The 24,563-nt window shown below is 69.6% G+C and carries 19 protein-coding genes, 1 pseudogene and 1 riboswitch; of the genes and pseudogenes, 8 read left to right on the top strand and 12 right to left on the bottom strand.

Annotation, left to right across the window (positions count from 1 at the left end; all coding sequences use genetic code 11):
- Nucleotides 1–41 precede the first annotated feature (41 nt).
- Together AC1C2T_RS12565 and AC1C2T_RS12570 are read left to right on the top strand one after the other, a co-directional pair.
- Entirely contained in the window at nucleotides 42–1,718 is a 1,677-nt protein-coding gene (locus tag AC1C2T_RS12565) for an ABC-F family ATP-binding cassette domain-containing protein (protein ID WP_495360658.1), read from the top strand.
- Nucleotides 1,719–1,748: 30 nt separating this feature from the next.
- The gene (locus AC1C2T_RS12570) at nucleotides 1,749–2,363 is read left to right on the top strand and encodes a GNAT family N-acetyltransferase (RefSeq protein WP_495385534.1); all 615 of its coding nucleotides are present in this window, start codon (nucleotides 1,749–1,751) and stop codon (nucleotides 2,361–2,363) included.
- Between the two features lie 72 nt (nucleotides 2,364–2,435).
- Here the strand turns inward: AC1C2T_RS12570 and AC1C2T_RS12575 are convergent, their stop codons facing one another.
- Complete coding sequence (locus tag AC1C2T_RS12575; RefSeq protein ID WP_495385535.1) at nucleotides 2,436–2,852, bottom strand: hypothetical protein; 417 nt, start codon at nucleotides 2,850–2,852, stop codon at nucleotides 2,436–2,438.
- A 365-nt stretch (nucleotides 2,853–3,217) separates the two neighbouring features.
- Nucleotides 3,218–5,098 (bottom strand): anthranilate synthase family protein, encoded by a 1,881-nt coding sequence (locus AC1C2T_RS12580; RefSeq protein ID WP_495385536.1) that lies wholly within the window; start codon nucleotides 5,096–5,098, stop codon nucleotides 3,218–3,220.
- A 212-nt stretch (nucleotides 5,099–5,310) separates the two neighbouring features.
- Here AC1C2T_RS12580 and AC1C2T_RS12585 point away from each other — a divergent pair, with 212 nt between their 5' ends.
- A complete protein-coding gene (locus AC1C2T_RS12585; RefSeq protein WP_495385537.1) occupies nucleotides 5,311–6,126 on the top strand; it encodes a putative protein N(5)-glutamine methyltransferase in 816 nt (271 codons plus the stop codon).
- Here AC1C2T_RS12585 and AC1C2T_RS12590 read toward each other — a convergent pair.
- A complete protein-coding gene (locus AC1C2T_RS12590) occupies nucleotides 6,115–6,765 on the bottom strand; it encodes a phosphoribosyltransferase (protein WP_495385538.1) in 651 nt (216 codons plus the stop codon). The genes AC1C2T_RS12585 and AC1C2T_RS12590 overlap by 12 nt on opposite strands.
- 172 nt (nucleotides 6,766–6,937) lie before the next feature.
- Nucleotides 6,938–8,068, bottom strand: coding sequence for an N-formylglutamate amidohydrolase (locus AC1C2T_RS12595; protein ID WP_495385539.1), 1,131 nt, complete (start codon nucleotides 8,066–8,068; stop codon nucleotides 6,938–6,940).
- 208 nt (nucleotides 8,069–8,276) lie between these two features.
- Here AC1C2T_RS12595 and AC1C2T_RS12600 point away from each other — a divergent pair, with 208 nt between their 5' ends.
- Nucleotides 8,277–10,040 (top strand): VWA domain-containing protein, encoded by a 1,764-nt coding sequence (locus AC1C2T_RS12600; protein WP_495385540.1) that lies wholly within the window; start codon nucleotides 8,277–8,279, stop codon nucleotides 10,038–10,040.
- A 144-nt stretch (nucleotides 10,041–10,184) separates the two neighbouring features.
- Here the strand turns inward: AC1C2T_RS12600 and AC1C2T_RS12605 are convergent, their stop codons facing one another.
- The 7 genes and pseudogenes from AC1C2T_RS12605 to AC1C2T_RS12635 all read right to left on the bottom strand — a co-directional run bounded on the left by AC1C2T_RS12605 (nucleotide 10,185) and on the right by AC1C2T_RS12635 (nucleotide 18,039).
- Nucleotides 10,185–11,642, bottom strand: coding sequence for a DHA2 family efflux MFS transporter permease subunit (locus tag AC1C2T_RS12605; protein ID WP_495385783.1), 1,458 nt, complete (start codon nucleotides 11,640–11,642; stop codon nucleotides 10,185–10,187).
- Between the two features lie 238 nt (nucleotides 11,643–11,880).
- On the bottom strand, nucleotides 11,881–12,048 hold the full coding sequence (locus AC1C2T_RS12610; RefSeq protein WP_495385541.1) for a hypothetical protein: 168 nt from the start codon (nucleotides 12,046–12,048) through the stop codon (nucleotides 11,881–11,883).
- Complete coding sequence (locus AC1C2T_RS12615) at nucleotides 12,045–13,190, bottom strand: cysteine desulfurase family protein (RefSeq protein ID WP_495385542.1); 1,146 nt, start codon at nucleotides 13,188–13,190, stop codon at nucleotides 12,045–12,047. Before AC1C2T_RS12615 ends, AC1C2T_RS12610 begins: the two co-directional genes overlap by 4 nt.
- Nucleotides 13,187–14,098, bottom strand: a complete 912-nt coding sequence (nadC, locus tag AC1C2T_RS12620) for a carboxylating nicotinate-nucleotide diphosphorylase (RefSeq protein ID WP_495385543.1) — start codon at nucleotides 14,096–14,098, stop codon at nucleotides 13,187–13,189. Before nadC ends, AC1C2T_RS12615 begins: the two co-directional genes overlap by 4 nt.
- Nucleotides 14,098–15,744, bottom strand: coding sequence for an L-aspartate oxidase (nadB, locus tag AC1C2T_RS12625; RefSeq protein WP_495385544.1), 1,647 nt, complete (start codon nucleotides 15,742–15,744; stop codon nucleotides 14,098–14,100). The genes nadC and nadB overlap by 1 nt, the downstream gene beginning before the upstream one ends.
- A 241-nt stretch (nucleotides 15,745–15,985) precedes the next feature.
- Nucleotides 15,986–17,308, bottom strand: a pseudogene (nadA, locus tag AC1C2T_RS12630) (quinolinate synthase NadA); the annotation flags it as partial.
- Nucleotides 17,305–18,039: an NUDIX hydrolase gene (locus AC1C2T_RS12635; RefSeq protein ID WP_495385545.1), complete on the bottom strand. Its 735-nt coding sequence runs from the start codon at nucleotides 18,037–18,039 to the stop codon at nucleotides 17,305–17,307. The gene AC1C2T_RS12635 and the pseudogene nadA, both read right to left, overlap by 4 nt.
- A 178-nt stretch (nucleotides 18,040–18,217) precedes the next feature.
- A riboswitch (glycine riboswitch) is annotated at nucleotides 18,218–18,336 on the top strand.
- A gap of 219 nt (nucleotides 18,337–18,555) precedes the next feature.
- Between AC1C2T_RS12635 and gcvT the strand changes: the two genes are divergently transcribed.
- From gcvT to AC1C2T_RS12655, 4 genes are all read left to right on the top strand, one after another.
- On the top strand, nucleotides 18,556–19,785 hold the full coding sequence (gene gcvT / locus AC1C2T_RS12640) for a glycine cleavage system aminomethyltransferase GcvT (RefSeq protein ID WP_495385546.1): 1,230 nt from the start codon (nucleotides 18,556–18,558) through the stop codon (nucleotides 19,783–19,785).
- A gap of 82 nt (nucleotides 19,786–19,867) precedes the next feature.
- Nucleotides 19,868–20,239, top strand: coding sequence for a glycine cleavage system protein GcvH (gene gcvH, locus AC1C2T_RS12645; protein ID WP_495360644.1), 372 nt, complete (start codon nucleotides 19,868–19,870; stop codon nucleotides 20,237–20,239).
- Between the two features lie 8 nt (nucleotides 20,240–20,247).
- Complete coding sequence (gene gcvP, locus AC1C2T_RS12650) at nucleotides 20,248–23,166, top strand: aminomethyl-transferring glycine dehydrogenase (protein WP_495385547.1); 2,919 nt, start codon at nucleotides 20,248–20,250, stop codon at nucleotides 23,164–23,166.
- Between the two features lie 140 nt (nucleotides 23,167–23,306).
- On the top strand, nucleotides 23,307–23,813 hold the full coding sequence (locus AC1C2T_RS12655) for a hypothetical protein (RefSeq protein ID WP_495360642.1): 507 nt from the start codon (nucleotides 23,307–23,309) through the stop codon (nucleotides 23,811–23,813).
- Here the strand turns inward: AC1C2T_RS12655 and AC1C2T_RS12660 are convergent.
- Nucleotides 23,759–24,523 (bottom strand): CPBP family intramembrane glutamic endopeptidase, encoded by a 765-nt coding sequence (locus AC1C2T_RS12660; RefSeq protein WP_495360641.1) that lies wholly within the window; start codon nucleotides 24,521–24,523, stop codon nucleotides 23,759–23,761. The genes AC1C2T_RS12655 and AC1C2T_RS12660 overlap by 55 nt on opposite strands.
- Nucleotides 24,524–24,563: the final 40 nt, after the last annotated feature.

Below are 24,563 nucleotides of genomic sequence, written 5' to 3' on the forward strand. Positions count from 1 at the left end.
CGCGTGGTGAGTTCGCAGCGCGGGCTGACTACAGTTGACCGGTGACTGCAACACTCGTGGCTCAGGGCCTTGCCGGCGGCTACGCCCACCGAACGCTCTTCGAAGACCTCGACCTGACGGTCGCTCCGGGCGATGTCGTCGGCATCGTCGGTGTCAACGGGGCGGGCAAGTCGACGCTGCTGCGCATCCTCGCCGGCGAGCTGGGGCCGCAAGCCGGATCCGTGCACCTCTCGCCGTCCGACGCGTTCGTCGGCTGGCTGCCGCAAGAGCACGAGCGCGTGCCAGGCGAGACCATCGCCGCCTACGTCGCACGGCGCACGGGGGCAGCCGAGGCATCCGCTCGCCTTGATACCGCAGCGACCGCGCTGGGTTCGACGGATGTCCCGGCGCCGGGCGCCCCCGACCCTGCCGACGAGTACTCCGTCGCCCTGGAGCGCTGGCTCGCATCGGGCGCCGCCGACCTCGACGAGCGGTTGCCGGCCGTGCTCGCAGAGCTCGGGCTGACCCTCGACGGACTCGACGCCCAACTCTCGGCCGACTCGCTGATGACGTCGTTGTCGGGCGGGCAGGCCGCTCGCGTCGGTCTCGCCGCACTGCTGTGCTCCCGCTTCGACCTGGTGCTGCTCGATGAGCCCACGAACGACCTCGACCTGGATGGTCTCGACCGGCTCGAGTCGTTCGTGCGCGGCATTCGCGGCGGGGTGGTGCTCGTGAGCCACGACCGAGAGTTCCTCGCCCGCTCGGTGACGCGCGTGCTCGAGCTCGACCTCGCCCAGCACTCGAACCGCATCTACGGCGGCGGCTACGACGCCTACCTCGAAGAACGCGCGACGGCGCGACGGCAGCAGCGCGACGACTACGAGGAGTTCGCGTCGAAGAAGGCCGATCTCGTCTCGCGCGCACGCACCCAGCGGGAGTGGTCGAGCCAGGGCGTGCGGAACGCCATGAAGAAGTCTCCCGACAACGACAAGATCCGGCGCAAGGCTGCGACCGAGTCGAGCGAGAAGCAGGCGCAGAAGGTGCGCCAGATGGAGAGCCGCATCGCGCGCCTCGACGAGGTCGAGGAGCCGCGCAAGGAATGGCAGCTCGAGTTCACGATCGGCCAGGCGCCGCGATCGAGCTCGGTCGTCTCGACCCTGAACGAGGCGGTGGTCACGCAGGGCGACTTCACGCTCGGCCCGGTCTCGCTGCAGGTCGATGCAGGGGAGCGTATCGGCATCACGGGCCCGAACGGGGCGGGCAAGTCGACGCTCCTCGGCCTCCTCCTCGGTCGGCGTGATGCGGATGCCGGCACCGCGAGCCTCGGTGCATCCGTCGCCATCGGCGAAATCGACCAGGCCCGTACCCAACTCACGGGAGAGGCCGCACTCGCCGATGCCTTCGAAGCACTCGTGCCCGAGTACTCGGCCGGAGAGGTACGCACCCTGCTCGCGAAGTTCGGGCTGAAGGCCGACCACGTGCTCCGACCCGTCGACGCGCTTTCGCCGGGCGAGCGCACCCGTGCCGGGCTCGCGCTGCTGCAGGCGCGCGGTGTCAACGTGCTCGTGCTCGACGAACCGACCAACCACCTCGACCTCGTCGCGATCGAGCAGCTCGAAGAGGCACTCGAATCATACGAGGGCACCCTGCTGCTCGTCACGCACGATCGACGGATGCTCGCGAACGTCCGGCTCGACCGCCGGTGGCACGTCGAAGCCGGGCGAGTCAGCGACAGCTGACTGTCGGATGTTGCTGCGAGACTTCTGGGGATGATCGACGAACTCCAGACGCTCCAGACCGACCGGCTGCTGCTGCGACCCCTCACCCTCGACGACGCCGACGAGTACTTCGCGGTCTACGGAGATGCGCGCACCTGGGAGCACCTCCCGAGCGGTCGCCACACGACACGTGCCGAGTCCGTCCGAGCGATTCAGGCATCGCTCGAGAGTCGTCGCGCCTACGGCTTCGCCCATTGCGCAGTCGTGCTCCGCGAGCCGGTTCGCGATCTGCCCGCTGGAACCTTCATCGGATCAGCCGGTGCCAAGATGCTCGACTTCGATGCGTGGAATCTCGGCTACCGGTTCGCTCCTGAGTCCTGGGGTACTGGAATCGCGAGCGAAGCCGCGACGGCGGCACTCGCCGCGGCACAGGCGACGCGGCCCGCCACCCCGGTCACCGCCAGGGTGCTCGCCAGCAATCTCGCCTCGATCCGTGTGCTCGAACGAATCGGCCTCGTGCACCAGTGGAGCGGGCGTTCAGCGCGACTCGGCGGTGACGTCGTGAACGAATCGCACGCCGGCGGCACGACGCATCTCGAGCGTCTGATCTTCGCCGATCGTTCCCTCGACGACGCAACACTCGACGCGGTCATCGCACTCGGCTGAACGGCTCTCGGCAGTCGGCCGAATGTTGGTCTTGCACTGTTTCACGCGCGCGGTGTCAAGGTGTTCCGACGGTCACCTCGGAGGAGACTCCCCGCGCCGGCCGTCGTCGACGGCCTCGTCGGCTGAGACGTCGACGTCAGGATCGAGCGTGTCGGCCTTGCGGAGTCGATCGTCGGCTTCGGCATGAAGGCCGGCGGCAGCGGACTGGCGATCGGCGCTCTCGTCGGAGAGCCGTTGCGATTCGAGACGGGCCTGCGCAGCTTCAGCGTCGGCTTGCTTCGCCGCGGCAGCTGCGCTCGCGGCATCCGCGTCACGCTGCCGCGCAGTGGCATCCGTCTCGGCGGCTCCCTGCCGCAGATCCGCGGCCTTCCTGCGCCCGGCTTCGGCGTGGGCCTCTCGGCGCCGCCGATTCGTTGCCATGACGATGATGACGATGATCACGATCACGACGACGATGCCGATGATGATCCAGACGATGGTGGTATCCACGGTGATCCGCCTCCTCAGGTCGGTCACGCCAAGCCAAGCGTGCCCGGCCCGGCGTGGCAACGCCTTGCGGAACCGGCCGCAGTGCGGGATGATCCGGCCGGAGAGGCGCGAAGCATCCGGCCGCGTCGTCGTGGCCTCCGGGTTCGGCACCCGCGCGCAGTGGTACCGGAATCTCGCGGCCGAATCGCGCTGCGGTGTGAGCATCGGCTGGCGGCGGCGTGTGCCCGCCCGCGCGGAGCTACTGGACCCCGACGAAAGTCGCGAGCTGCTGCTGCGGTACGCCGCGAATCGGCCCAAGGCATGGGCGATGCTGCAACGGTCGATTCAGGATGTCGCCGGCCTGGTCGATCCCGACATCCCGATGGTCAGGCTGTACCTCCAGCCCCGACGAGCCCGGCCCGGTCTGGAGCAAGCAGTCCGTCGAGGAGCCGCTCGAGCACGCTGAGCCCGTCGGGTGAGAGCACCGACTCGAGGTGCCCCTGCACCGATGCCACGCCGGGACCGCGGAGCGCGTGCACCACACCCGTCGCAGCATTCGATGCCACTTCGAGGTCGAGTCGCGGAGTGATCGAGCGGTTCGATGCCGACGCCGTGAAGGTGTTGTAGAACCCGATCGCGGCCGGTTCGCCGAACACGTCGACCGTGAGCTGCAGGCCCTGATGCGGCGCGGCCAGCGGTTCGATCGACAGACCGGCGAGATCGGCGAGAACCTGGTGGCTGAGGCACACCGCGAGGAGCGGCGCTCCGCTCGCAAGTCGCGCGGCCATGAGTTCGCGCAAGCGCGCGACGCGCTCGTCGTCTGGGTCGCGCGGGTCGCCCGGCCCGGGGCCGAAGACCACGAGATCGTCGGATGCCTCGGGCGCGGCCTCGTTCCACGGCACGATCCGTGCTGCGACGCCGAGGTGGCGCAATTGGTGCGCGAGCATCGTCGTGAAGTCGTCACCGGCGTCGATGACGAGCGCTGTGGCTCCGCGCGAGGCGTAAGCGCCCTGCGGCGTGCTCCAGAACGCCGCGAGATGCCCGTTGCGGGCGGCGAGCAGGGTGGCGATGCGGTCGTCGTCGCGGCCCCCGGCGGCGACGACCGCCGCGACCGGCCCGCCGCTGCGCGGGATGGCGCCGAGCGCGGTCAGCACGCCCGCCGCCTTCGCGTGCGTCTCCGCGACCTCGCCGTCGGGATCGGAGTGCCGCACGAGCGTCGCACCGACCGGCACGCGCACCCCGCCGGCGCCGTCGACGTACGCGGTGCGGATCAGGATGGGTGCGTCGAGGTCGTACCCGGCTGCGGTCGGCGTGAAGCGGGCAAGGACGCCCCCGTAGTAGCCCCGCGGGGTCGCCTCGTGGCGTGCGATCACCGTGCAGGCGTTGCCCAGCGGCGATCCCGTCACGGTCGGGGCGAACATCGTGCGCCGCAGCACCTCGCGCGGGTCGAGGTCGCTTCGCCCCTCGAGGAGGTACTCGGTGTGCGTCAGCCGCGACATCCGCTTCAGGAACGGACCTCGGATGCGCCCGCCCTCAGGACAGATGGAGCTCATCATCTTCAGTTCCTCGTCGACGACCATGACGAGCTCCTCGCGCTCTTTCACGTCATCGAGGAACACCGCGAGCTCGTCGTCGGAGGGCGGCCCGCTGAGGTGGCGGAAGGTGCCGCTGATCGGATTCATCGACACGACCCCGTCGATCGAGCTCACGTGCCGCTCGGGCGTCGCACCGACTGCGGAAAGACCGCGAGTGTGCACCGCGAACGTCCAGTACGCACCCGATTCGTGCTCGAGCAGCGCACGAAGCCAGCCGAGCACGGCTCGGCCGGCCGGTGCCCCGATGCGCCCTGCGAACTCGCGTCGAATCACGAAGTTCGCTCCTTCGCCCCGGCCGATCTCCTCATCGATCACCCGGCGCACTCGGGCGGCGTAGTCGACATCGCTCACGTCGACTGCGAGGTCGTCGACGGCGAGCGGATGCTCCGGCAGCATGCCGATGGCCTCATCCACGTCGATCGACTCGCGTTCACGCACGACGAGGCACCGCAGGGGAGCCCCGTCGTCGTGAGCGACGAATCCACGTTCGCGCACCTGGCGGAACGGCACGAGGGCGAGCACCTCAGCGCCGTCGAGTGGAATGTCGGCGAGTCGGTCGACGTCGACGACGTCACCGATGAGCACGTCGAGTCGAGGTTCGTTCTCGCGGCGCAGGACCGCGAAGGGCCCAGGTTCGTCGGCGGCGAGCAGGGTAGCGAGCAGTCGCGTCATGGTGTTCTCCGGTCGGGCCCTCGGCTCGGCCCTCCCGCAAACGCGAAAAACGACCGCCCTCGGGCGGTCGTCAGTACGTCGAAACGCGTGGCCGCCTAGGAGGCGAGCCACCAGTTCTGGTTCGACGTGGTCATGCAGAGCACTGTAGCACCACGCCCGAACAGCGCGCCCGACGACGACGCCCGACGGTCATCCGCAGTAGGCTGCGACGGATGCCTGCTGAACCCGAGATCGTCACCCGCCTGCGCGCAGCAGGATGCGTCTTCGCCGAAGACGAGGCCAGACTTCTCGTGGAGGCGACTCCGGATCCGGTGGAACTCGATCGGCTCGTCGAACGCCGCGTCGCGGGTGAGCCGCTCGAGCAGGTGCTCGGGTGGGCGGAGTTCGCGGGGCTGCGCATTCGCGTGCTGCCGGGTGTCTTCGTGCCCCGCCGGCGCACCGAGTTCCTCGCGGCCGAGGCTTCCCGCCTCGTCGCGCACGCCACGCTCGCGCGCGCTGACGACGGTTCGGCACACCTGCCGGTCGTCGTCGACCTGTGCTGCGGCGCCGGTGCGATCGGCGCGGCCATCGCGGAAGCCGCGGCGCCCGTGCATCTCGTCGCCGCCGACCTCGACCCGGTCGCCGTACAGGCGGCGCGCATCAACCTCGAGCCGCTGGGCGCCCTCGTCTTCGAGGGCGACCTCTTCGCCGCGCTTCCGGCCGACCTCCGAGGACGCATCGACGTGCTCGCCGTCAACGCCCCCTATGTGCCGAGCGACGCGATCGCCATGATGCCGCCCGAGGCGCGCGACCACGAAGCCCGCATGGCACTCGACGGCGGGAGCGACGGGCTCGACGTGCATCGACAGGTCGCGGCATCCGCTCGATCATGGCTCGCCCCCGGCGGCACTCTGCTGATCGAGACGAGCGATCGGCAAGCGCCCGTGGCCGCGGACTTCTTCGAGGCCGCGGGACTCTCGGCGCGCATCCTGCATGACGATGAAGCCGACGCGACGCTCGTGATCGGTGAGCGGGCCTCAGCCGCCTGAGTGCGCGGCCGCCAGCAGTGCGGCGACCTCGTCATCGGTGGTCTGCGCGAAGTCGAGATAGTGCATGCCGACCGCCATGAACCCGGGCGGCACCGAGAGGCACACCACTTCGTCGACCGATGTCTCGGCGGCGATCGTCGCGAGCGCTTCGGGGGCGCCGACGGGCACCGCGAGCACCACTCGCACGGCACCCCTGGCCTTCGCGACCGCAGCCGCGACGCGTGCGGTCGCCCCGGTCGCGACGCCGTCGTCGACGATCACCGCGGTGCGCCCCTCGAGGGCCACGGGCGACTCGGCTCCACGGAAACGAGCGACTCTCGCCTCGAGCTCGACCCGTTCGACCCGCTCGATGTCGCGCAACTCGCCCGGCGACAGGTACGCGGCCTCGACGATGTCGTCGTTCAACACACGGGCACCCTGCTCGCCGATCGCGCCCATCGCGACCTCTGGCTGGCCCGGAACTCCGAGTTTGCGCACCACGAGCACGTCGAGGGGCGCACCCAACGCTCGCGCGACCGGCGCCGCGACCGGCACGCCGCCGCGCGGCAGTCCCAGCACGACCGGCCGCTCGAGGTCGACTTCCTCGAGTGCGGCGACGAGACGCCGACCGGCATCCGTCCGGTTGCGGAACTGCTCCATTTGTGCGCATCCGTTGAAGCATCGATTCGGATCCGTCGGTCGCGGACCCGTCGACCCCTTCCATGGTCGCACCGCGACGGCGCGCTGCCAAGGGGGCGCACTCGTGCGGCAGCGCGATGCCGGGGCGGCCGAGCTGGCCGGGGCGACGGCGCGCGATGCCGGTGGCGGGAAGTCAGTCGCGCGATGCGATGAGGCCAGGCCGCACGTCATCGAACATCGCCATGCAGGCATGGGCGATGGCGTCGACCCGATCCGCGTCGGGCTCGATCCACCCCGTGCCGGGTCGCATGAGCACACGGGTGTTCGCGTCGCCGAGCAGGAACTCGCGCCGGAACTCGGCCTGCACCGCCGAGAGCACGACGCCCGCGGCATCCGCTCGCCCGGCGACGTCGCCGAAGCGGCGGCCGGCCGCGATGATCTCGTAGCTGCCAAGATATGGCTGGTTGGGGGCGACCGCATCGGGCGCGTCGACATCGAACGCGCGGCGAGCGGCATCCGCGAGGCGGCGAAGCAGATCGGGGCGCATCGTCACGGGGGAGTCGCCGATGGGGTCGCCGTGGTGATCGCCGCGGTTCGACAGGGCGACGACGTCAGGCAAACGCGCCTCGGGTGCGCGCTCGACGGAGATCGCGCCATCGCGGGTCGTCGTGTGGTTCATCGTGTCGTGGAAGGCCAACATCGTGAACGCGGTCGGTGAGCCCGGCGCGGCGAGCGCGAAAGCCCGCTGCTGGAAACGCTCGATCAGTTCGTCGCGTGCGAGCTCGTAGACGCCGAGCCCGCGCTCGGCGACCTCGGAGAACTGGTCGACGAGCTCGTGCAATTCGGTCGCCGATTGCGGCACACGCAGCAACGGGAAGAACGAGAAGGTGACCGGGCGGATCGCGTCGACGCCTGTGAGATCGACGGGATTCCAGGCGCCCGCGGCGCGTACTCGAGCGAACGCCTCCGTGAGAGTGGCGGCGAGGTCGGCCGGTTTCTCGCGGTTGGGGTCGCGCACCATACGCGGATGCGGATTCTCGACGACCACGATGCGCGGGTCGATCTCGGCCCACCGCCGCACGATCGGGCTCGTCGAGCAGTCGGTGTAGTCGAACTGCAGGCGCCGGGTGAACCCGGGCGCGAGGAACGCCGCGAGCTCCTCTGGGATCGCTGCGCCCGCGTGCGGGGCGGTGACGAGCACGTCGGCGCGGGCGATCGCCTCATCGAGCTTCACGCCGCCTTCGCCCTTGCCCGCGAAGTGGGTGATGTCGTCCCTCGTGAAGACAGTTCCGGCGGGGATCAGCAGCGGCATTGCGGCATCCATGTTTCCGACCCTAGACCCGGCGCCTGAACGAGGTGGCGGGGCGATGGCGGGTCGGTGTCGAGTCGCGGTCGGTTCACGGCCGGCTGTGAAGAAGACGAGTGAAGTTCGCTTACTGGGACTCGTCGCCTACACTAAACGCAATCCTTCCCCGAGAGGGGAACCCGAACTAAGGATTCGACGGGCCCCGACCCGTCGGCTTGGAGTGTCCGTGGGGCGTCATACTGTCGCGGCACCGGTGAAGATGCCGGACCGCAAGCTCATTCTGTCGATCATCGGTGCCGTCGTAGTGGTCGGCGTCGTCGCGTCAGGGGTGTTCCTCTGGGTCGGCGGCTACCTGAACCCGATCTTCGCTTCGGCCGAGGCCGGCTGCGCCGAGACCGACGAGATCGTCGTCGTCGCCGACACGTCGATCGCGCCCGCACTCACCGATCTCGCTGCAGCGTTCGACGAGGGCTCGAAATTGTGCGCCACCACCGAGATCGTCGCCCAAGACTCAGCCGACACCGCCGCGATCGTCGCGACCGGCAGTTCGGATGCCGACGCCTGGGTGCCCGAGTCGACCGTGTGGCTCGATCGCATGAACGCGACTGCGACCTCGCTCGGGCAGAGCACGCCCGAAGTGGACGTCCGCGAATCGGTGGCGTCCTCGCCGGTCGTGTTCGCCGGCGCCGCGGCGAAAGCCACCGAACTCGCGGCCGAGCCGGTGAGCTGGGCACGAGTGCTCGGCGGCACTTTGCCGACGATCCTGCCCGACCCCGAGGCATCCGCTGCGAGCCTTGCGGGCCTTCTCGCTCTGCGCGGCCACTCCTCACCAGACGACCCGCGACAGTTCGCCGGTGCCATGATCGAGCTCGGCAAGTCGATCCCGGCGTCGACCAGTGCGGCATTCGGCGCGCTGAGTGCGAGCGGGCAACCCGCCGTCGTCGTCGCGAGCGAGGCGCAAGTGGCCGCGTACAACCTCGACGACCCGGCAGAGGGGCTCGTCGCCGCCTACCCGGTCGACGGTACGGTCGCTCTCGACTACCCGTTCGTGCGACTCGGGGCATCGGCTGCGGCGACCTCCGACGAATCAGCAGACGCCGACGAGGACTCGGCCGACGCAGACGCAGATGCAGGTACCGACGCCGACGCAGGTACCGACGCCGGCACGGCATCGCACGCTGAGCTGATCGACGCGTTCGAGGCAGCGGTACGCGAGGGCGCAAAGACCCTCGCAGCAGCTGGATTCCGCGCGCCCGACGGATCCGGTGAGCTCGATATCGCCGGTATCGGTGCGGACTCGCCCCCGGTGGCAGCCGCGCTCGACGGCGCCGCGCAGCTCGAGATCCTCCGCGCCTGGAGCGTGCTGACGCTCCGCTCGCGCATGCTCGCAGTCATCGACGTCTCGGGGTCGATGGAGGAGCCCGCCGAGAACGGACTCCGCCGCATCGACATCTTCCAGCAGGCCGCCGTCGGCGCGATGCAGAAGTTCTCGGGAGAGGTAGAGCTCGGCGTCTGGGTGTTCTCGACGGCGCGCAACGGCGACCTCGACTACGAAGACCTCTCCCCGATCGCTCCGCTCGGTGATGCAGCGCACATGCAGCAGATCGCCGGCGTCATCCAATCGCTGCCCGACAGGCTCGGCGGTGCCACGGGCCTCTACGACACGACCCTCGCGGCGGTACAGCGGGTGCGGGAGACGTACGACCCCGAGAAGGTCAATTCGGTGCTGCTCTTCACCGACGGCAAGAACGAAGACGAGAACGGCATCGACATCGATACCCTGCTCGCCGAGCTCGCGAAGATCGACGACCCGAAGAAGCCGGTGCCAGTCATCATGATCGGCTTCGGCCCCGACACCGACCTCGCGGCGATGCAGCGCATCGCGCAGGCCACGAAGGGCGCCGCCTACTCGGCGTCGAAGCCCGAAGACCTCGGCATCGTGCTCGTCGACGCACTCTCGCAGCGCAGCTGCCGGCCGAACTGCGGCTGAGCCGCCAGAGCCAAGGAGTGCATGACGAAGGGCCCGGCATTGTGAGCTGGTCCCCTGGAGTCAGAACTGATTTCTCAGTCCAACTCCAGGGGAGCAGTTCATTGCCGGGCCCTTCGTTCGTTGTGCTTGCGGGTAGCGTCGTCGCTAGTGCGCGACTGGCGCACCTTCCATCATGTCTGCGGGCTTGCGCACGAAGAACGCACCGACGATGGCCGCGAGCGAGAGGATCGCACCGACGAGGAACGCGGACCGAACGCCCGATGCCGCGGCAGCCTCGGCCGTCACCCCCGTCGCGGCGCTGGTCAGGGACTGCGCCGCCATGATCGTGATGAAGAGGGCAGTACCGGCAGCACCGGCCACCTGCTGCACCGTGCCGACGATCGCGGACCCGTGCGAGTAGAGGCGTGGCTCGACGGAGCCGAGCGCCGAGGTGAAGAGCGGCGTGAACATGAACGCGAGGCCTGCTGAGAGCACCACGTGCGCGATCAGCAGCAGCCAGGGCGACGTCTGGTCGGTCACGAGGGTGAGCGACCATAGCGCAGCGCTGACCACGATCGAGCCGGGCACGAGGAGCGGAGTCGGCCCGAGCCGGTCGAAGAGGCGCCCGACGACTGGTCCGAGCAGACCCATGGTGAGTCCGCCCGGCAGCAGCAGGAGCCCGGTCGTGATCGGCTCGAGGTGCAGCACGTTCTGAAGGTAGATCGGCAGCAGGATGATGGTGCCGAAGAGTGCCGCCATCATGATCGTCATGAGGCCCACGGAGATCGCGAAGTTGCCCGATCGGAACGTACGCAGGTCGAGCAGCGCCCGATCGTCGGACTGCAGTGCGATCTGACGCCAGATGAACGCGGCGATGCCGAGGGCGCCCACGATGAGCGCGATCCACATCGGCGCAGCGCCGAGGACGCTGCCGTCGGTCTCGGCACCGATGAGGCTCAGCCCGTAGACGACGCCACCGAAGCCGAACGCCGAGAGCACGACCGAGAAGACGTCGATCGGGATCACCCGCGGCTCGCTGACGTTCTCGACGCGGCGCATGCCGATGACGAGCATGACGAGCGCTATCGGCAGCACGAGCCAGAACATGAACCGCCACGAGAGGGAGTTCAGGATGAGCCCCGAGATGGTCGGGCCGATGGCGGGTGCGACCGACATCACGATCGAGACCCGGCCCATGAGCCGCCCGCGATCACTCGGCGCAACGAGAGTCATGAGCGTCGTCATGAGCAACGGCATCATGATCGCGGTGCCGCTCGCCTGCACCACGCGGGCGAGGAGGAGCACTTCGAAGCCCGGTGCGAGGGCGGCGATGAGCGTGCCGACCGAGAACAGGCTCATCGCCGTGATGAAGATCGGTCGAGTCGCGAAGCGCTGCAGCAGGAAGCCCGTGATCGGAATCACGATGGCCATGGTCAGCATGAACGCGGTGGAGAGCCACTGGGCGGCGGAGATGGAGATGTCGAGGTCGTCGACGAGCTGCGGGATCGCCACGCCCATGATCGTCTCGTTGAGGATGACGACGAAGGAAGCCGCGAGCAGCAGCCAGATCACTCGGTTGTTGCGGGCGCCGTGCAGCGCCTCGGCATCGGAGTGTTCATGCATCGGGGCGTCGCCTGCTGAGGCGACGCCGGGGTCACGGAGTTCGGGAACGGCTCGTTCGGTCAAGGAAAAATGCGTCCAATCAATTTGGCGCAGAGCTGCGCCAGGGAGAGCGTCGAATAGGTGAGTCAACCCGCGAAGGGTCACGCGATATTCCCCGATTCCGATATCGATCGGAACTTATGGAACTGCGCTCAGTCGATGAATCGAATCCGCTGGGGAATTGTAGTCGTGGGGTGGGTTACGGAGCCGGGGCCGGACCGTCGGTCGGGGTCGGCTCGGGGAGCCAGCCCTTCAGCAGCTGCTCTTCGGGCGCAAGCTCTGCATCGACATCGGCGCCGAGATCGGCATCGGCGACTCCGCTGTTGAGCTCGTCGTCGCCTGCAGGGGTCGGAATCGAATTGCTCATGACTCCACGATAGCGCGCACCGCCGACACTGCACGGGCGACGGATGCCACGGCATCCGTCACATCATCGGTCGTCGTCTCGGCGCCGAGCGTGAACCGAACCGCCGTCTGCGCGAGTTCGGCCGGCACCCCGATCGCCGTGAGCACGTGCGAGGGTTCATCGCTGCCGGCCGCGCACGCCGAACCGCTGGAGCAGATCACGCCCGCGCGCTCGAGCTCGAGCAGCACCGCCTCGCCGCTCGTGCCGGGGAAGACGAAGGACACCGTGCCCGGGAGCCGGCGCACGGGGTCTCCGGTGAGGCGTGCACCGGCCACCGTCGCGGCGACGCCGGCGCTGAGCACCGCGCCGAGACGGCCGACGCGCGCCGCGGCATCCGCTCGCTCGGCCTCGGCGAGGCGTAATGCAGTCGCAAAGGCGACCGCGCCCGCGACGTTCTCGGTGCCCGAGCGTCGCCCTCGTTCCTGCCCGCCGCCGTGCAGCACAGCCTCGAGCGGGAGCCGGCCCCGCACGATGAGTGCGCCCGTGCCCTTCGGAGCACCGACCTTGTGGCCCGCGAGCGAGAGGGCATCGACGCCGAGATCGTCGATGTCGAGCGGGAGCCAGCCGGCCGCCTGCACCGCGTCGGTGTGCATCAGCGCGCCTGCCGCGTGCGCCAGCTCGGCGAGCCGGGCGATCGGCTGCACGGTGCCGATCTCGTTGTTGGCCAGCTGCGCGGAGACGAGCGTCGTGTCAGGGCGGAGGACCCGGGCGAGCGCGTCGGGCTCGACCACACCCCCGGCATCGACGGCGACCTCCGACACCTCGAAGCCGTGCAACCGCGCGAGAGCGGCGGCCGACTCGAGCACCGCCTCATGCTCGATCGGCGAGACGACGATGTGCCGGCCTCGCGGGTTCGCCAGCGCGAGCCCCTTCACTGCGAGGTTGTCGGCCTCGGTGCCGCCGCTCGTGAACACGACGTCTCCGGGCCGGCAGCCGATCACCGAGGCGACCTCGGCGCGCGCACCGGCGAGCGCCCGGGCCGCTTCGTCACCGAGGCCGTGCCGGCTCGACGGATTGCCGAACGCCACCGAGAGGTAGGGCCACATCGCCTCGAGCGCCTCCCGGCGCACCGGTGTGGTCGCAGCGTGGTCGAGGAAGATCATCTCTCCACCGCTGTCTCGCCCACCGCTGTCTCGCCCACCGCTGTCTCGACCACGGCTGTCTCGACCACCACGTCAAGGCCGAGGTCGAGCGAGCGCACCGAGTGCGTGAGCGCGCCCACCGAGATCACGTCGACGCCGGTCGCCGCGATCGCGCGCACCGACTCGAGCGTCACTCCGCCGGATGCCTCGACGATCGCGCGTCCGGCGATGAGCGCGACGCCCGCCCGCAGTTCGTCGGGCGAGAAGTTGTCGAGCATGACGGTGTCGGCCCCGCCGGCGAGTACCGCTTCGACCTGATCGATCCGGTCGACCTCGACCTCGAGGTGCGCGGTGTGCGGCATCCGCTCGCGCGCGGCCCGCAGCGCGGTCGCGAGGTCGTGGCCGCCCGCCGTGAGCACCGCGAGGTGGTTGTCCTTCGCCATGACCGCGTCGGAGAGGGAGCGCCGGTGGTTGCGCCCACCGCCGTCGCGCACCGCCTGGCGTTCGAGGCTGCGCAGCCCCGGCGTGGTCTTGCGAGTGTCGACGATACGGGCGCGAGTGCCCGCGGTTTCGGCGACGTAATAGGCCGTCTGGGTCGCGATGCCCGACATCCGCTGCACGAAGTTCAGCCCGATGCGTTCGGCACGCAGGATGCCGCGCGCCGGCCCGCTGACGCGTGCGAGCACCGCACCGGCGGTGAAGGCGTCGCCGTCGGTCGCGAGTGCCTCCACCACGACGGTCGGGTCGATCAGGCGAAAGGCCGACGCGAACACGTCGATGCCGCTGAGCACGCCCGGCTCACGCGCAACGAGTTCCGCGGTCGCCGTCGCCTCGGCGGGAATGAGCGTCTCGGAGGTCAGGTCGCCCCACGGGGCATCCTCGTCGAGCGCAGTGCCGACGATGCGGTCGATCTCTCGTGCGTCGGTCATCAGGCGGCCTCTCGGTCGAGTGTCGTCGGGATGGGGTGCTCGCGGGCGGCGCCGGGTGCTCCGGTGTCGTCGGGTGCTCCGGTGTCGTCGGTGCGGAAGTGGGCGCCGCTGCTCACACGCCGTGCTCGAGCGGCTTGGGCAGTCAGCCGGGCGAGGTCGAGCAGGTTGCGATCCTCGGCGCTGTGGCGGTCGCGCGGTTCAGGGGCGCGCCACGCACCGAGCCGAGCGGATGCCTCGCCGAGCCCCGCCTCGTCGCGCTCCAGCCCGACGTGCTGCCACATGAGCACCCGCAGTTGCTCGCGATCGAAGTCTGCGCGTGCCGCCGAGGCTCCGGCGTCCGAGTGATCGTCGCGCACAACTCCGGAGGACTCGAGCCTTGCACCGTGTGTCGGTGTTCGGGGCGAGGCGAGTCGCGTCGCATCTCCGGAGTTGTGCACACGAGACGCCGCGTGCGCGGACTCGTGCGCGAACGCGCTGGCCGACTCGTTGCCGATCGCCCGTACAGCGCGCTCGGCGAACACCGCCGCCTCGAGCAACGAGTTCGAGGCGAGCCGGTTCGCACCGTGCACACCCGTGCGAGCCACCTCGCCGACCGCGAAGAGGCCAGGTAGGCTCGTGCGGCCGTCGAGATCGGTCACGATGCCGCCCATCGCATAGTGCGCGGCAGGCGTCACCGGCACCGACTCGCGAGACCAGTCGAAGCCTGCGGCGCGCACGACCGCGTCGAGCCTGGGGAAGCGACGCGCGAGTGTCTGGCCGCCGAGCATCGTCGCGTCGAGCAGTACCGGAGTGCCGCCCTGCTCGAGCGAACGCCGCCACACTGCGCGCGCCACGATGTCGCGGGGAGCCAGCTCACCGCGCGGGTCGACATCGAACATGAATCGGCGCCCCTGCGCATCGCGCAGCACTGCTCCCTCGCCGCGCACGGCTTCGGAGATGAGCGGCGTACCGGGGGCTGCGAGAGCGGTGGGATGGAACTGGGTGAATTCGAGGTCGGCGACGACCGCGCCCGCACGCCAAGCGGCAGCGACGCCGTCGCCGGTCGCCACGGCCGGGTTCGTCGTATGCCGGTAGAGGCATCCATTGCCGCCGGTGGCCAGCACGATCGCATCGGCGCGACGCGCGACGATGGTTCCGGATGCCTCGAGCAGCCGTGCACCCACAGCGCGGCCGCCCTCGACGACGAGGTCGACGAGCATCGCCTTCTCATCGATCCGCACGGCGCGGCGCCGCACGGTGTCGACGAGCGCCCGTTCGATCGCGGCGCCGGTGGCGTCGCCGCCCGCGTGCAGGATCCGGGCCCGGGAGTGCGCGGCCTCGAGGCCGCGCTCGAGGCCGGACTCGTCGCGGTCGAACGCCACCCCGAATCGGATCAGGTCGCGCACCCGCTCGGGGCCCTCGTCGACCAGCACGCGCACCGCGGCCGGATCGGCGAGGCCGGCGCCGGCCTCGATCGTGTCGGCGTAGTGCCGTTCAGCCGAGTCGTCGGGGAAGAGCGCTGCGGCGATGCCGCCCTGCGCGCAGCGGGTGTTGCCCTCGGCGAGATCGGCCTTCGTGACGAGCTCGACGGCGTGCCCCGCGTCGGCGGCTCTGACCGCGGTCCAGAGTCCCGCGATGCCGCCGCCGATCACGAGAACGTGCGCCATGTCAGGCCACGTTCTCGCTGGTCGAGGGGTGGGCGCCGGCGAGCGTGTCGGGACTTCCGGTGGGGGTCTCGATACGCTCCTTCGTCGCTACTCGACCAGCGGTGGTGGGGGTCTCGATGCGCTTCTTCGTCGCTACTCGACCAGCGGTGGTGGGGGTCTCGATACGCTCCTTCGTCGCTACTCGACCAGCGGTGGTGGGGGTCTCGATACGCTCCTTCGTCGCTACTCGACCAGTGGTGGTGGGGGTCGCCGCGAGCATGCGTTCGAGTGCGAGACGCGCCGGGTCGGCGACGTCCCCGGCGACGGTGATGCGGTTGACGATGCGGCCCGCGACGAGTTCTTCGAGCACCCAGGCGAGATAGCCCGGGTGGATGCGGTACATCGTGGAGCATGGGCACACGACCGGGTCGAGGCAGAAGATCGTATGCTGCGGGTACTCCGCCGCGAGCCGCTGCACGAGGTTGATCTCGGTGCCGATCGCGAACGTCGAGCCTGCCGGTGCCGCCTGGATCGCCTTCACGATGAAGTCGGTCGAGCCCGCGGCATCCGCTGCGTCGACGACCGGCATCGGGCACTCGGGGTGCACGATGACTTGCACGCCGGGGTGCGATACGCGAGCCGCGGCGATCTGTTCGACGGTGAACCGCTTGTGCACAGAGCAGAAGCCATGCCAGAGGATGACGCGGGCGTCGTCGAGCTCGGCAGCGCTGTTGCCGCCGAGCGCCTTGCGCGGATTCCACATCGGCATCCGCTCGAGCGGCACTCCCATCGCCTTCGCGGTGTTGCGGCCGAGGTGCTGGTCAGGGAAGAACAGCACTCGCCGTCCGCGTTCGAACGCCCACTCCAGCACGGTGCGAGCATTCGACGAGGTGCAGACGATGCCGCCGTGGCGACCCACGAAGCCTTTGAGTGCGGCGCTCGAGTTCATGTAGGTCACGGGGATGACCGGCACGCGGCCGTCGGTGTCGACCGCGTCGAGGTTGCCGTAGATCTGCTCGAGTTGCTCCCAGCACTCCTCGACGCTCGACTCGTCGGCCATGTCGGCCATCGAGCAGCCAGCGGCGAGGTTCGGCAGGATCACGGCCTGCTCGGGGCGTGAAAGCAGGTCGGCGGTCTCGGCCATGAAGTGAACGCCGCAGAAGACGATGGCCTCGGCATCGGGCCGATCGAGCGCCGCATTCGCGAGCTGGAACGAGTCGCCCGTGAAGTCGGCGTGCTCGATGACCTCGTCGCGCTGGTAGAAGTGGCCGAGCACGACGACCCGGTCGCCGAGGGTCGCCTTCGCAGCGCGGATGCGAGCGTGCAGCTCGTCGTTCGACGCGGCGCGGTATGCCTCGGGCAGCGCGCCCTGACGCGGTGAGCCGGTCGGAATCACGTCGCCCATCGACGAGCCGGGGCCGTACCCCGCCGGCCCCTGGTCGAATGTCCACGGGCCGTTCGCGAGATAGGGGGCGCACGTCTCGCCCGCGGCCGAGCCTGCGGTGATCAGCCGGATGGTGCGGTCGACGGATGCCGCGACGCGAGTGTCGTCGCCGGTGCGGGTGTCGTCGATGGAGATGGTCATGATGCGGGTCGCTCCCTCATGAATGGTTCGGTTCGCGTGAACGGTTCGACGGCCCCGGCCGTGATGGCGGATGGGTCGTAGCTGTAGAGCTTCGGGGGGCGGTGCGGAGCGCCGGCCAGTCGTTCGCCGGTCTCGCGCAGTCGACCGGACGCGATCATCGTGCGCCGGAAGTTCGCCGGATCGAGCGGGCGCTGCAGCACGGCCTCGTACACCTCGCGCAGCTCGGCGAGGGTGAAGGTCTCGCCGAGGAATGCATGAGCGATCTCGGCGTATTCGACCTTCGTGCGCAGGCGCCAGAGCGCGTACTCGACGATGCGGTTGTGGTCGAACGCGAGCCTCGGCGGGGTGTCGGCCGGCACCCAGCGCACGTTCGGCCCTGCCGTCGCGCGCGCGGCCTCGTCGCTCTGCACGAGCGCCCAGTACACGACCGAGACCACGCGGATGCCGGGGGAGCGGTCGACTTCGCCGAACGTGTAGAGCTGCTCGAGGTACTTGGGGGCGAGGCCTGTGGTCAACCGCAGGGTGCGCGCGGCGGCGGCTTCGAGTTCTTCGTTCGGAGGCAACCAGCCGCCGGGCAGCGCCCAGAGGCCGAGCTGCGGCTCGCGCGTGCGGCGCACGAGCGGGGTCCAGAGCACCGGCCGGCCGGTGTGATCCGGGCGCAACGCGAAGATCACCGTCGAGACGGCGAGGCGCGTCGGCGCGTCCGGTTGCATTCCGGGAGCCTGCGACATCCGTACCTCCTCCAGTCTTCGGGTCATTCTGACTCGAACACCACGTGGTCAGCTTACAGTCAGTTGGACTCGAACACCGTCCGTGCGCCGCGGCCTCGCCCCCTGTCGTCCGGCCGTTGCTCGACGCGGCAGGCCGGCCCCGCTGCTAAGATCGCCGTACAATCTCATACCGGGCCATCGACGCGTCGCGGGAGAGCCGGGCAGTTCAGTCAACGCAGTGCGCTGACGCAACTCCGCCGGCACCGAAGGAGCAAGCCTCCCCGCCAATCTCTCAGGTCAATACACCGCGATGACGAGGCCGCTCTGAAAAGTGCTCCGTACGGAGCACGGAGCAGATCGAGCAGCGACGCCGAAGGCGACGCGTATCGAGAGCTTCGTGCGAACACGGGCCGCCCACGGTGAAAGCGCGAAACCCGCGTGAAACTCTCAGGCTCATGACAGAGGGGGAGTTCCCACACGGCAAGCTACCGCGACCGTGACAACGCCGGCGACCGCCGGCACGTCTGGAGAACTCTCGTGACCAACGACCCCGGTACCACCAGCATCGAACAGCCGAGCCCTGGGCAGCCGAGCCCTGGGCAGCCGAGTTCTGCGCAGCCGAGCCCCGAGCGGCTCAGCCCGCTCGATGCCGTGCACCGCGCTGCGGGCGCGAGCTTCACCGACTTCGCCGGCTGGCAGATGCCGGTGCGCTACTCGAGCGACCTCGCCGAGCACCACGCTGTGCGGCAGCATGCGGGCCTCTTCGACCTCTCCCACATGGGCGAGATCGTGCTCATCGGTCCTGAGGCCGCGGCTGCACTCGACCACGCTCTCGCCGGCAAGCTCTCGGCGATCGAGATCGGCCAGGCCAAGTACTCGCTGCTGCTCGACGACGACGGCGGCATCATCGACGACCTCGTCGTCTACCGCACGGGCGACGACCGCTACATGGTCGTCGCGAATGCCTCGAACGCGGCCGTCGTCGCCGACGAGCTCCGCACCCGGGCTGCGGGCTTCGACACGATCATCGAGAACGAGAGCGACGACATCGCCCTCATCGCGATCCAGGGGCCCGACGCACGCGCCGTCCTGCTCGAGACGCCCGGCTTCGGCGTCGAAGGGCCGGGCAACGACGAAGAGGACTTCGACGCGAAGCTCGAAGCCCTCAAGTACTACCGTGCATTCCCCGCGACCTTCGAGGGCGAGCCCGTGCTCGTCGCCCGCACCGGCTACACGGGTGAAGACGGCTTCGAGCTCTACCTCGCCCCTGAGCGGGCCACTCACCTCTGGGAGGCGCTCGCCGAGACCGGCGGCCCGCGCGTCACCCCGTGCGGCCTCGCGAGCCGCGACACGCTCCGCCTCGAAGCGGGCATGCCGCTCTACGGCCACGAGCTCAGCCGCGACATCCTGCCGGTGCAGGCCGGCCTCGGCCGGGTCGTCTCACTCGGCAAGCCCGACGACTTCGTCGGCCGCGCCGCCATCGAGCAGGGCCCTGCAGCGGATGCCCCGGTGCTCGTCGGTCTCGCCGCCGAGGGCCGTCGTGCGGCCCGTGCCGACTACGAGGTGTTCGACGGCGAGGGCGCCTCCGCCACTCGTGTCGGCGTCGTCACGAGCGGGGCGCTGTCGCCGACGCTCGGCCACCCGATCGCGATGGCCTTCGTCGCCCCTGACGCCGCCGAAGCCGGACGCGAACTCTTCGTCGACGTGCGCGGCACGCGCGTCGCGGCATCCGTCGTCGCCCTGCCCTTCTACAAGCGCACCGCCTGACCTCGAGTTGCCCGACTCCGTACATATTCGGGCAACTCGGATGATTCGAACGAAACGTACAATCCACCGCGAGGAGCACCCCATGACCGACCAGACCGCACTGCACTACACCGAAGAACACGAGTGGATCGCGCTCGACGGCGACGTCGCCACGATCGGCATCACCGACTACGCCGCAGACAAGCTCGGCGACGTCGTCTTCGTCGAACTGCCCGCGGCGGGCACGACCGTGACCGAGGGCACCGTCGTCGGCGAGATCGAGTCGACGAAGTCGGTCGGCGAGCTGTTCGCCCCCGTCAGCGGTGAGGTCGTCGAGGCGAACCAGGCCGTCGTCGACTCGCCCGAACTCGTCAACAGCGACCCGTTCGGCGAGGGTTGGCTCATCAAGGTGAACGCCTCGAGCCTTCGGAAGTTCCTCACGCACGACGAGTACCGCGCACTGGTCGGAGAGTAACGAATCACATGAGCACCCCCACCTCCTCAGCCTTCGACCTCGACGCGTTCGGCCGCCGCCACATCGGCACGAGCCCGAGCGACCACGGGCTCATGCTCGCCGAACTCGGCTACGACTCCCTCGACGCTCTCATGGCCGCCGCGGTGCCCACGTCGATCCGTATGGGGGAGGTGCTGAACTCGGCGATCCCGCCCGCCGCAACCGAGCGCGAGGCCCTCGCGGAGCTCGCGGCGCTCGCAGAGCAGAACACCGTGCGCACGTCGATGATCGGCCTCGGCTACTTCGGCACGATCACGCCGTCGGTGATTCAGCGCAACGTGCTCGAGAACCCGAGCTGGTACACCGCCTACACCCCGTACCAGCCCGAGATCTCGCAGGGACGGCTCGAGGCGCTCATCAACTTCCAGACGATGGTGACCGACCTCACGGGCCTCGACACGGCGAACGCGTCGATGCTCGACGAGGGCACCGCGGTCGTCGAGGGGATGCTCCTCGCCCGCCGCGCCTCGAAGTCGACCTCGAATCGCTTCGTCGTCGACGCTGACACGCTGCCCCAGACGCACGCGCTCCTCGAGTCCCGCGCGAAGGCGGTCGGCATCGAGCTCGTCGTCGCACCGCTCGCAGACCTCGCCCGCATCGGCGACGACGGCCCGAGCCTCGAGAGCCTCGGCGAGCACTTCGGCCTCTTCGTGCAGTACCCGGGCGCTTCGGGCCGCGTGTGGAACCCGGCATCCGTCATCGCAACCTCGAAAGCGCAGGGCGGTCTCGTCGTCGTCGCCGCCGACCTGCTCGCGCTCGCACTCATCACGAGCCCGGGCGAGCTCGGCGCCGATGTCGCAGTGGGCACCACGCAGCGCTTCGGCGTGCCCATGGGCTTCGGCGGACCGCACGCAGGCTACATGGCCGTGCGCAAGGGCCTCGAACGCCAGCTCCCCGGTCGCCTCGTCGGCGTCTCGAAAGACGCCGTCGGCGCGCCCGCGTACCGGCTCACCCTGCAGGCCCGCGAGCAGCACATCCGCCGCGAGAAGGCGACCTCGAACATCTGCACCGCGCAGGTGCTGCTCGCCGTCATGGCGTCGATGTACGCCGTGTACCACGGGCCCCGGGGCATCCGTCACATCGCGGTGTCGACGGCGGCGAAGGCGACCGCGCTCGCCGAGGTGCTCACCGGCTACGGACTGACGCTCGCGAACGACGACTACTTCGACACGATCCGGGTGCACGTGCCCGGGCTCGCCCGCAACATCGTCGAGCGCGCCCGAAAGCTCGGCGTGAACGTGTGGGAGGCCGATGAGGCGACCGTGCACGTCGCCGTCGACGAGACGACCACCGAGGCCGAGCTCTCGCTCGTCGCGCAGGCGTTCGGGCTGCCCGAGCGCACCGAGGTCGCGATCGACACCGCAATCGCGCCTGCCGTCGCGAGCGGCGAGCTGCGCCGCACGAGCGGCTACCTCGAGCACCCCGTCTTCAACACACATCACGCCGAGACGCAGATGATGCGGTACCTGAAGACCCTCGCCGATCGCGACTATGCGCTCGATCGAGGCATGATCCCGCTCGGCTCGTGCACCATGAAGCTCAACGCGGCCACCGAGATGCAGTCGGTGACCTGGCCCGAATTCGCGAACCTGCACCCCTTCGCGCCCGAGGCCGATGTCGTCGGCACCCTCGGGCTCATCGAGCAGCTCGAGAGCTGGCTCGCCGAGGTCACGGGCTACGACACAGTGTCGCTCCAGCCGAACGCCGGCAGCCAAGGCGAGCTCGCCGGCCTCCTCGCGATCCGAGGCTTCCACGAGGCGAACGGCGAGGCCGACCGCGACCTCTGCCTCATCCCCTCGAGCGCGCACGGCACGAACGCGGCATCCGCGGTGCTCGCCGGCATGCGCGTCGTGGTGGTCGCCTGCGACGAGCTCGGCAACGTCGACCTCGCCGACCTGCGAGCGAAGATCGCCGAGCACGCCGACCGCATCGCCGCGCTCATGATCACCTACCCGTCGACCCACGGCGTCTACGAGCACGAGGTGAAGCAGATCACCCAGGCCGTGCACGACGCCGGTGGCCAGGTCTACGTCGACGGCGCGAATCTGAACGCCCTGCTCGGCTACTCGCGCTTCGGTGACTTCGGCGGCGATGTCTCGCACCTGAACCTGCACAAGACGTTCTGCATCCCGCACGGCGGCGGCGGTCCGGGCGTCGGCCCGGTCGCCGCGAAGGCGCACCTCGCGCCCTACCTGCCCGGGCACCCGATGGCGCAGCGCGCCGACCACTCGGGCGGCGTCACGCACGACGGTGGCCCCGTCTCGGCGGCGCCGTACGGCAGCCCCTCGATCCTGCCGATCTCGTGGGCGTACGTGCGCATGATGGGCTCCGAGGGGCTGAAGCAGGCCACCGCGTCGGCGGTGCTCGCGGCGAACTTCGTCGCCTCTCGCCTGCGCGAGCACTTCCCGGTGCTCTACACGGGCGACAACGGACTCGTCGCGCACGAGTGCATCCTCGACCTGCGGCCGCTCACGGCGGCGACGGGCGTGACGGTCGACGACGTGGCCAAGCGCCTCGTCGACTACGGCTTCCACGCGCCGACGATGTCGTTCCCCGTCGCGGGCACGCTCATGGTCGAGCCCACCGAGTCGGAAGACCTCGCCGAGCTCGAGCGCTTCGTCGACGCCATGGTGCTCATCAAGGCCGAGGCCGATGCCGTCGCCGCCGGGCAGTGGCCGGCCGACGACAACCCGCTCGTGAACGCCCCGCACACCGCCGAGTCGGTCATCGCAGGGGAGTGGACGCACCCGTACACCCGCGAGCAGGCGGTCTACCCTGTGCACGCGCTCGTGCGCAACAAGTACTGGGCCCCGGTGCGACGTATCGACCAGGCCTACGGCGACCGCAACCTCGTGTGCGCCTGCCCGCCGGTCGAGGCGTTCGCGTAGCGGACGCCTCGAGGGAAATGCAGCGGCGACTCTTTTCGCCGGTTGCAGTCACGGCGTTCGCGTGTCGAGGGTTGAGACACCCCTGTACCCGAGTGAACCTCAGGTCTACACTGAGGTTCACTCGCACGTTGGGGGTGCTCATGTCATCGATCGATCTCCTCGCCCTCCTGTCCGCTGTCGGCTTCGTCGGCGCGTTCGTCGGATGCTCGGTCGCGGCCTCGCGCATCTTCGGCCTCGAGCAGCGCGCCGGCCTCGTCGAGCGGCGCGATCCCGGCATGGCCGAGGCGCTCCGCCGCGGCGAATCGTTCGGCGACCTCGCACGCGCCGGGCTCTACGGCGGTGAGGGCTTCTCCGCGGTCTGCACGCCGACCCGGCGCAGCAGCCTCGACATGGCGCGCGTGCGCGGCACGGACTCCGACTTGCGGGTCGAGCCGGCCGAGGAAGTGCTGCCGCCCATGCCCGCAACGGTCATCGCACTCGCGCGGAGCGAGCACATGCCGCAGACGCCGCGCCGGCGGCATCCGTCATCGCCCGTTCATGCACCGATGCCGTCGCCGGCCCCGTCGACCCCTTCACCCGGTCGGTCGCCGGATCAGCTCGTCGACGCTGCGAAGAACGCGGGCCACCACGCCACGGCGACCGGATAGCCGACGAAGGACACGACGTCGAGGATCCAGTGCGCGATGACGAGCGGCATCGTGCGCCCCCACCGCTGGTAGCACCAGCCGAAGACGACGCCCATCGCGACGTTCCCGAAGAACGGCCCGATGCCCTGGTACAGATGGTAGGTGCCGCGGAGCAGGGCGCTCGAGACGATCGTCGCCCATGGGCCGACGCCGAGTTCCTTGAATCGGGTGAAGAGGTATCCGACGACGATGATCTCTTCCGTGAGGGCCGCCTCGAGCGCCCGAAGCACGAGGATCGGCACGGTCCACCACAGCCAATCGGCCGGTGAGGCCTCCACGGCGACCGTGAGACCGAGGGCGCGGCCGAGAGCGTACAGTGCGAGCCCCGGCACGCCGATCGCGACCACCAGCAGCACTCCGGATGCCGCGTCACGACCCGGTCTCGTGAGGTCGAGGCCGATGCGCCGGAACGGGTTCGTGCCGGGTTGCCACAGGAGGTAGAGCACAAGAGCGACGGCGAAGACGCCGAAGAAGACGTCGAGGAACTGGTAGGTGAAATCGAGCCACTCGCGCGGTGCTCGTGACGGGTTCAGGGCGACCGATTGTTCGCCGAGCGGCCTCTCGGCGGTGAGCTTCGCGACGATCGAGACGATCGAATAGACTGCGGATGCCCCGAGCGACAACCCGAGCACGATGGCGACCTCAAGCCGTAGTCGTCGTGCAGAAGACATGTGGCAATCTTCGCATGAAGGGTCGTGACGCAAGAATCGT

It is taken from the genome of Agromyces sp. Y558, from assembly GCF_059445415.1.